10 protein-coding genes and 1 pseudogene are annotated in these 6,811 nt (G+C 41.9%); 10 read left to right on the forward strand and 1 reads right to left on the reverse strand.

Going from position 1 to position 6,811, the window contains the following annotated elements; genetic code table 11:
• The 8 genes from BB781_RS15895 to BB781_RS14595 form a co-directional block, all read left to right on the forward strand.
• Positions 1-631, forward strand: a 631-nt coding sequence (locus BB781_RS15895) for a hypothetical protein (protein ID WP_207205305.1), incomplete at its 5' end; no start/stop codon positions are given.
• Positions 632-651: 20 nt separating this feature from the next.
• A complete protein-coding gene (locus BB781_RS14565; protein WP_164997923.1) occupies positions 652-1,380 on the forward strand; it encodes a hypothetical protein in 729 nt (242 codons plus the stop codon).
• Positions 1,377-2,135, forward strand: a complete 759-nt coding sequence (locus tag BB781_RS14570) for an Imm49 family immunity protein (protein WP_094229194.1) — start codon at positions 1,377-1,379, stop codon at positions 2,133-2,135. Before BB781_RS14565 ends, BB781_RS14570 begins: the two co-directional genes overlap by 4 nt.
• 211 nt (positions 2,136-2,346) lie before the next feature.
• The gene (locus BB781_RS14575) at positions 2,347-3,585 is read left to right on the forward strand and encodes a hypothetical protein (RefSeq protein ID WP_094229195.1); all 1,239 of its coding nucleotides are present in this window, start codon (positions 2,347-2,349) and stop codon (positions 3,583-3,585) included.
• A 25-nt stretch (positions 3,586-3,610) separates the two neighbouring features.
• Complete coding sequence (locus BB781_RS14580; RefSeq protein ID WP_094229196.1) at positions 3,611-4,162, forward strand: hypothetical protein; 552 nt, start codon at positions 3,611-3,613, stop codon at positions 4,160-4,162.
• Entirely contained in the window at positions 4,155-4,619 is a 465-nt protein-coding gene (locus tag BB781_RS14585) for a hypothetical protein (RefSeq protein ID WP_094229197.1), read from the forward strand. Before BB781_RS14580 ends, BB781_RS14585 begins: the two co-directional genes overlap by 8 nt.
• 130 nt (positions 4,620-4,749) lie before the next feature.
• A complete protein-coding gene (locus tag BB781_RS14590) occupies positions 4,750-5,652 on the forward strand; it encodes a hypothetical protein (RefSeq protein ID WP_094229198.1) in 903 nt (300 codons plus the stop codon).
• Positions 5,653-5,678: 26 nt separating this feature from the next.
• Positions 5,679-6,143, forward strand: a complete 465-nt coding sequence (locus tag BB781_RS14595; RefSeq protein ID WP_094229199.1) for a hypothetical protein — start codon at positions 5,679-5,681, stop codon at positions 6,141-6,143.
• Between the two features lie 128 nt (positions 6,144-6,271).
• Here the strand turns inward: BB781_RS14595 and BB781_RS15900 are convergent, their stop codons facing one another.
• Entirely contained in the window at positions 6,272-6,439 is a 168-nt protein-coding gene (locus tag BB781_RS15900) for a hypothetical protein (RefSeq protein WP_164997924.1), read from the reverse strand.
• Here BB781_RS15900 and BB781_RS16540 point away from each other — a divergent pair.
• Positions 6,438-6,542: pseudogene (locus BB781_RS16540) on the forward strand (hypothetical protein); the annotation flags it as partial. The gene BB781_RS15900 and the pseudogene BB781_RS16540 sit on opposite strands and share 2 nt — an antisense overlap.
• 6 nt (positions 6,543-6,548) lie before the next feature.
• Positions 6,549-6,811 (forward strand): hypothetical protein (locus BB781_RS14600; RefSeq protein ID WP_207205306.1); only part of this gene is annotated, 263 nt, incomplete at its 3' end.

Genomic DNA, 6,811 nt, shown 5'->3' on the forward strand with positions numbered 1-6,811 from the left:
CCATGTTTACTGCACCGATCCTGAGAATCCTGACACCGATGGCGATGGCCTGATCGACGGCCTGGAGGTAGGAGTACTTCAGACAAACGCCGGCTCGTATATCGAATACAGTTTCAACGTGATAAGCGACCCCACGGAGGAATACAGTGATGATGATTCCCTTAATGACCTAGAAGAATACGAACTTGGAATAAATCCGCTGAGTTCCGATACTGACCACGACGGACTGGGAGATGACGAAGACCCTGAGCCACTTAAACACACAAAAGCAAGCTCCGGTCCAAGCACACTTGAGATAGGCAGGGCCATAGTCATCGGAGCAGTTTTCGGTGAAACCGGAATTGAAGGCGGAAGTCTTAGCTACCTTGTTGATTACGAAATAGCATCCTCACCCTACTATCTCGTGGGCTGGATCGGTTTCTCACTGGTGCCTGTTGTTGGTGCTGTTGCAGATGCAAGGGATGCTGTGCAGGCTCTTATCAACGGTGATGAACTTGGTGCGGCACTGAACGCTGCGGGTGCGTTCTCTGGTGTTGGAGATGGCATTAAGACAGCTTCAGCATTAGGACTCTTCGTTAGTAAATACTCTTCAAAGATGATGATCTTGCCAAAGTATTGGGCAAACACGTAATCCCCCATGCATCTGATATATTGAATCTTGGGGTAGTTGATGAAATATTTGATTATTCAATTTCATTGCTCAAAAGCAAGGGACTGAGCAATGAAGATATTATACCGCTGCTAATAAGAGATATCCCTCTCAAGGAACTTGGTAACAATGTAGACTCTATCTCTCATGTTGATGGCGTTGACGGGTTGGTAATAAGAGCTGCCAGATTCGGAATAAACACTGAAGTAAGATATATAGACAATGGTGCTCAATTCATAAGTGATCTGGGCGGCACGAGCTTGTCCAAAGGTGAACTCGGTGAAAGGGCTGCATACTGGGTGGTACAAGAGAAAGGGTTCCAACCTCTGGGAGCAACGGATGGTTTCTTCAAGGACTTAGCAAATCAGGAAGGTATTGATCTGATATACAAGGACGGCGAGACATTTGTTATCATGGAGGCGAAATTTACAAGCACTGCCGGGAATGTAGGGAAAGGAATACTGAGCACGATGGAGATAGCCGGTCAACCCGCAAGGCAGATGGATGATCGCTGGATTGACGATGCTATTATAAGGATGGATGAGAAAGGTTTGATATCTTCTGATTTAGCCGACCAGCTTAAAGCTGCAGTACTCGCAGGTGAAATCAGAAAGGAACTTGTGGTTGTGCAGAACGCACCTATCAATGCTAAAACTGTAGTTGAAAGTCTTGCAGAGACAGGGTTGGGCATTGAAAACGTTGACTTGATAAAAATCGGGGAAGTTATATGATAGTATCCGAAGATGAAATGAAAAACAGGATTGAAAAGAATCTGAAAACATTGGATATGTACAAATCCATGTGGGATAAAATCATACCTGGAAAAATTGCCACTGCATATCACAGTATGGCACTTGAATCCCGTGGCATTGCTATCTATACTCTCCTTTTGGGGAACAGGGAAGAAAGCATTGAGTGGTTCGAGCAGGCAGCGCATAATTACTTGAAGTGCACTGAATCCAGCATGGAGTACTATCACTCGTATCTGGAATCAGATGTAGGTGTATATTTGGGTGCGCTCTACATGTCGATCTTCTCAGGTAACACTGATCTGATGACTGAAGTCGCTAATGAGATGCCAAAAAAGCATGCTGATATCCCCGAGAAATTCCCCGATGTGGCAATTAATTTCTATTACCTGAAGGCACTTGAAAGTTTAATCTTGGATAAGTTGGATGATGTATCAAATTTTACGAAAAAAGTCGCAGAGATTAACAAAACAAAGAAAAGCGATTTTTTTGAAGGTGCTTTAAGGTTTATTGAAGGGATACAAACCAGTGATGCCAATGCTGTCAAAGAAGGAGTAAACAAAGACCTCAAAGTCCACAAAAAAAGGATAACAAAAGGTCTTCTTACGGCTGACGAACTTGTGGATATATCAGGATGCGCGTTCCTGCTGTTAGCAAGGGATAAAGGGATCGAGATCAAGCCTAGTGATATTGAAGAAAAGTACAGGGAATATATTCCCTGGAATCTTTTTGAATAGCATGGGTTTTGTGAACAGCAGGGAAAAATGCATTTAGAACAAATCCTATTTTGTAAAACAGGCTCAACTTGCCTGAAGTTGAGTCTGAAAGTTTCTATTCTAATTCGAATTCCAAGACTTTTATAGCAATTACTACACCCGGCAGGCTATCGACAACAATATCACAGTCTACACCATCGGCCTTGGCAGCGAAGTGAACAGCACCCTGCTCATGGATATCGCAACAGCCACAGGCGGCCAGTACTTCCGCGTATCTTCAGCCGACGACCTTCCTGATGTTTTCAGGGTCATTTCCGAGAGTATTGTAGATACCGATGAGGACGGTCTTCCCGACATCACCGAAACATCCGGTTTCAGGGACGGTCTTGGCAACTGGTACTACACGGACCCGGAGAATCCCGATACAGACGGTGACGGTATAAATGATAGTGCTGAGGCCGGATTTGTGATGGATTTTGAAGGCAAAATCTACTTTAACGTTGTCAGCGACCCGACAGAAGTTGATAGTGACAATGATTTCCTTGACGACCCTGATGAATACATGCTAGGAACGAAACCATTTAACCCTGATACTGATGGTGATGATATTCTGGATGGTCTTGATCCAAACCCATTGGAAGCTGAATCAAAAGCAGTTGATCCATCCATACTTGAGATCGGCAGAGCCATAGTCATCGGAGCAGTTTTCGGTGAAACCGGAATTGAAGGCGGAAGTCTTAGCTACCTTGTTGATTACGAAATAGCATCCTCACCCTACTATCTCGTAGGCTGGATCGGATTCTCACTGGTGCCTGTTGTTGGTGCTGTTGCAGATGCAAGGGATGCCGTGCAGGCTCTTATTAATGGTGATGAACTTGGTGCGGCACTGAACGCTGCGGGTGCGTTCTCGGGTGTTGGAGACGGTGTAAAGACGGCTGCAGCCGTTGGTATGTTCACTACGAAATATTCTTCGAAAGCCAATGATATTCAAAAAGTAATGGTGCCTCTTCTCAAATATGTACCACTCAATCAGGCTAAGAAAGTAATCCTTGACGTTTTGTATAGCGGTGCGGCTACGAGGCTTATAAGCAAGTACGGTGATGAAGTACTTCCAGATCTGATAACGATTGCTGATAAGAATGGTGATCTTTCGAAGACTATAGGTGTCACTAAAAGTGGAAGTGAAGTCAGATGGTTGGAAGAAGGAAATTCGATTTCTGGATGGACACATATTGTAAAGAAGCATATTACAGGCGAAATTGCGGGGGGTAGTAAGTTTCCATCTTCAATGAATCAAGATCAGATAATGGAGATAGTTTTGCAATCTGTAAAAGAAGGAACTGAAACCGTTACCATTGATAAGAAAGGAAGAGTAACTTATCTATATGAACATTTGTCCCCAGATGGTTGGACTATAAAAACTATAGTAGGAAGCAACGGCTATATAGTAACGTCGTTTCCAGTATATTAGCTAAGAAACAATAGAAGGTAAATCCATGAACAATGCATTTAACATAAAAATTGATCTAGTGGATATGTCACCCGCTTCTAGTATTTTCAAGTATCCTCAGATACCTGAAAAGGATAAGGAATTACTTAGTTGGGAAATTGTAGGAGACGTTTGTATCTCCTGCGACAATATTTTTTTGACTCAGAGTAAAACTTCTGGACAAGATAGCATTGCTAACGACTATGTATGGTATTTTCTGACAGATTTCCATAAAAAAATACCTGATCTACTGGAAGGGAAATGTGTAAAACAAATCTTCTTTGATAATCCTGATGTTCTTACACTCATTCCACAGGAAGAAGCTGCAAGCATCATTTTCGAATGTAAGTGTAAAAACCACGATTCAAAAAAAGAATGCAAGACATCTACAGAAAAAATAGTCTCTGCGTTGCTTCGAGCAACAAAAAAGCTTGAAGTGGATTTGCTCAATTTGAACTCATCATTGGAAAAAAGTGATGAATTAGAAATTTTAAGAGAAGCGTATGCTGATTCACTTAACTTATTGTTAAAATATGGATATTCAATAAGTGATGATTGATGAAATACCTACTGTTAAAGCAAAAATAGTAAAAATGGAAGATGGATCTGGTTATGAAGGAAAAGTCTATGATCAATATGTGTTCATCGAGCTATCAGATGGGAAGATTATTGGTCTATTTGATCCTGACATGTCAGCAAGTCCTGATTTACTGAACAAGGTAAAGGACATTACTATTGATGCTATTCTCTCTTTTGTTGAGAAATTGCCAGAACCAAAATTTGGTGTAGAACTCCCGATTGGTGAAGAAGGCAAATATCACCCACCTAGTTCTGGCCATGTCTTTTTTGGCAAGATTGAAAAGATATATGGTGAACACAATAATCAGATTGTCGATATTGGAGTTGGTAAAATCATGGTCAGTCCCATCCAGATTGAGAAACACAAATCTTTTAAGGTAGGGGATTTTGTCAAAATATTTGGTTCTCGGGCAGACTTGTTCAGGGTTTACGACTAATAATTGTAACATCACACACTTAATGAACAGACTCACTTCGATTGAAGTGAAGTCTGTAATCTTTTTTTCTTCATCAAATCTGGATACTGGCGAGACTAAACTCGTTAATCGCCTAGACTCCTAATAATTGATGCCTGCATCAACAACAATTGATCCATCCATACTTGAGATAGGCAGGGTCATAGTCATCGGAGCAGTTTTCGGTGAAACCGGAATTGAAGGCGGAAGTCTTAGCTACCTTGTTGATTACGAAATAGCATCCTCACCGTATTACCTTGTAGGCTGGATCGGCTTCTCACTTGTGCCTGTTGTCGGTGCCGTCGCGGATGCAAGGGATGCAGTACAGGCTCTTATTAATGGTGATGAACTTGGTGCGGCACTGAATGCTGCGGGTGCGTTCTCGGGTGTTGGAGACGGTGTAAAGACGGCTGCAGCCGTTGGTATGTTCACTACGAAATATTCTTCGAAAGCCAATGATATTCAGAAAGTCATGGTGCCTCTTCTCAAATATGTGCCGCTCAATCAGGCAAAGAAAATTATTCTTGACGTTTTGTATAGCGGTGCGGCTACGAGGTTAGTAGGCAAGTACGGTGACGAAATACTACCAGACTTGATTACTATTGCTGATAAGAATGGTAATTTGGCGAAAACCATTGATGTTATGAAGAGCAACACTGAAAGGGTTGTATGGCTTGAAGAAGGATTAACAAAAGCAGAGGCTGAAGCATTAGATAAAACTCCTGTGGGCTGGAAGCATATATTTGAAAAACACATAAAGGATTATGATGACGTGAGTTTGAACCAATTTGCTAATGCATTTGACCCCTCTGGAACAAATTATCGAAGTGCAGAAACTGTTCAAAGTCTAATTAATGAAGGTATCAGCAATGGAAAATTCGATGTGAAGGAAGGTATTTATTACTATGATGTTGCAGCCTCTTCAGAAAAAGTACTTAAAATTGTTGTTGGAAATAATGGGTTTATTGTAAGTGCTTTCCCGTATCTAAGAACTAAAGTTCCAATTGCACTGTAATTGATGAAATATTAAGGAGATTTTGAATGGAATACCCTACTGTAAAAGCGAAGATCATTAGAATAGAGGAGGGATCGGGTTACGAAGGGAAAATCTATGATCAAGATGTAATTATTGAACTGTCAAATGGTAAAAGAATAGGCTTGTTTGATCCCGATATGTCAGTTAGCCATGACATGCTAGGCAAAATAAAAGATATTACCATATATGTGATTTTTGCAACTGTTGAGAAATTATCTAAACCAGAATACTGTGTTCAAGCTGCTGCACTCACAAAAGGTGAGTACAATGACCCTAGCTTTGGCCATATTTTCTTTGGTAAAATCGAAGAAGTAAATGATGAGCGACATGAACTATTTGTAGACATCGGGGTTGGCAAAATAATGGTAAGTCCTGGTCAAGAAGAATATAAGTCTTTTCAAACTGGAGACTTTGTCAAAGTCTTCGCATCCAGAACAGACTTATTCCGAGTTTACGACTGGCAGTTGTAACATCACATACTTAACTAACGGACTCGACTTCAACTGAAGTTGAGTCTGAAGTTTCTTTTTTAGTTCGAATTTCAAGATTCTTGCAACTGCTACTACACCCAGCAGGCCATCGACAACAATATCACGGTCTATACTATCGGCCTTGGCAGCGGAGTCAACAGTGGTCTGCTCACAAATATCGCAACAGCCACAGGCGGCCAGTACTTCCCTGTCTCATCAGCCGACGACCTTCCTGATGTTTTCAGGGTCATTTCCGAAAGTTTTGTAGATACTGATGAAGACGGACTCCCTGACATCACCGAAACATCCGGTTTCAGGGATGGTCTTGGCAACTGGTACTATACAGATCCTGAGAATCCCGATACAGACGGTGACGGACTGACAGATGGGGAAGAAGCCGGGGTTGTGATCGATAATGATGGCAAGATTTTCTTACACGTGATAAGCGATCCGACAGAAGTCGATAGTGACGGTGACGGCATTGACGACCTTACTGAAAATGAATATGGCACCGAGCCTCTGAACCCAGACACCGATGGTGACAAACTGAGTGATGGAGAAGAGTTTGGAATTGGAACCGATCCTCTATTAAAAGATACAGACGGTGACGGCTATGACGATTATGTTGAATACCACGATGCGGACCATGATCCACTTGTCTACGAAGT

The organism is Methanolobus psychrotolerans (assembly GCF_002243045.1).
GTDB lineage: Archaea > Halobacteriota > Methanosarcinia > Methanosarcinales > Methanosarcinaceae > Methanolobus > Methanolobus psychrotolerans.

Coding starts and splice junctions, on each gene's coding strand:
- BB781_RS14570 (WP_094229194.1), top strand. CDS start 1,377: ATGATAGTATCCGAAGATGAAATGAAAAACAGGATTGAAAAGAATCTG.
- BB781_RS14575 (WP_094229195.1), top strand. CDS start 2,347: ATGGATATCGCAACAGCCACAGGCGGCCAGTACTTCCGCGTATCTTCA.
- BB781_RS14580 (WP_094229196.1), top strand. CDS start 3,611: ATGAACAATGCATTTAACATAAAAATTGATCTAGTGGATATGTCACCC.
- BB781_RS14585 (WP_094229197.1), top strand. CDS start 4,155: ATGATTGATGAAATACCTACTGTTAAAGCAAAAATAGTAAAAATGGAA.
- BB781_RS14590 (WP_094229198.1), top strand. CDS start 4,750: ATGCCTGCATCAACAACAATTGATCCATCCATACTTGAGATAGGCAGG.
- BB781_RS14595 (WP_094229199.1), top strand. CDS start 5,679: ATGGAATACCCTACTGTAAAAGCGAAGATCATTAGAATAGAGGAGGGA.
- BB781_RS15900 (WP_164997924.1), bottom strand. CDS start 6,439: ATGTCAGGGAGTCCGTCTTCATCAGTATCTACAAAACTTTCGGAAATG.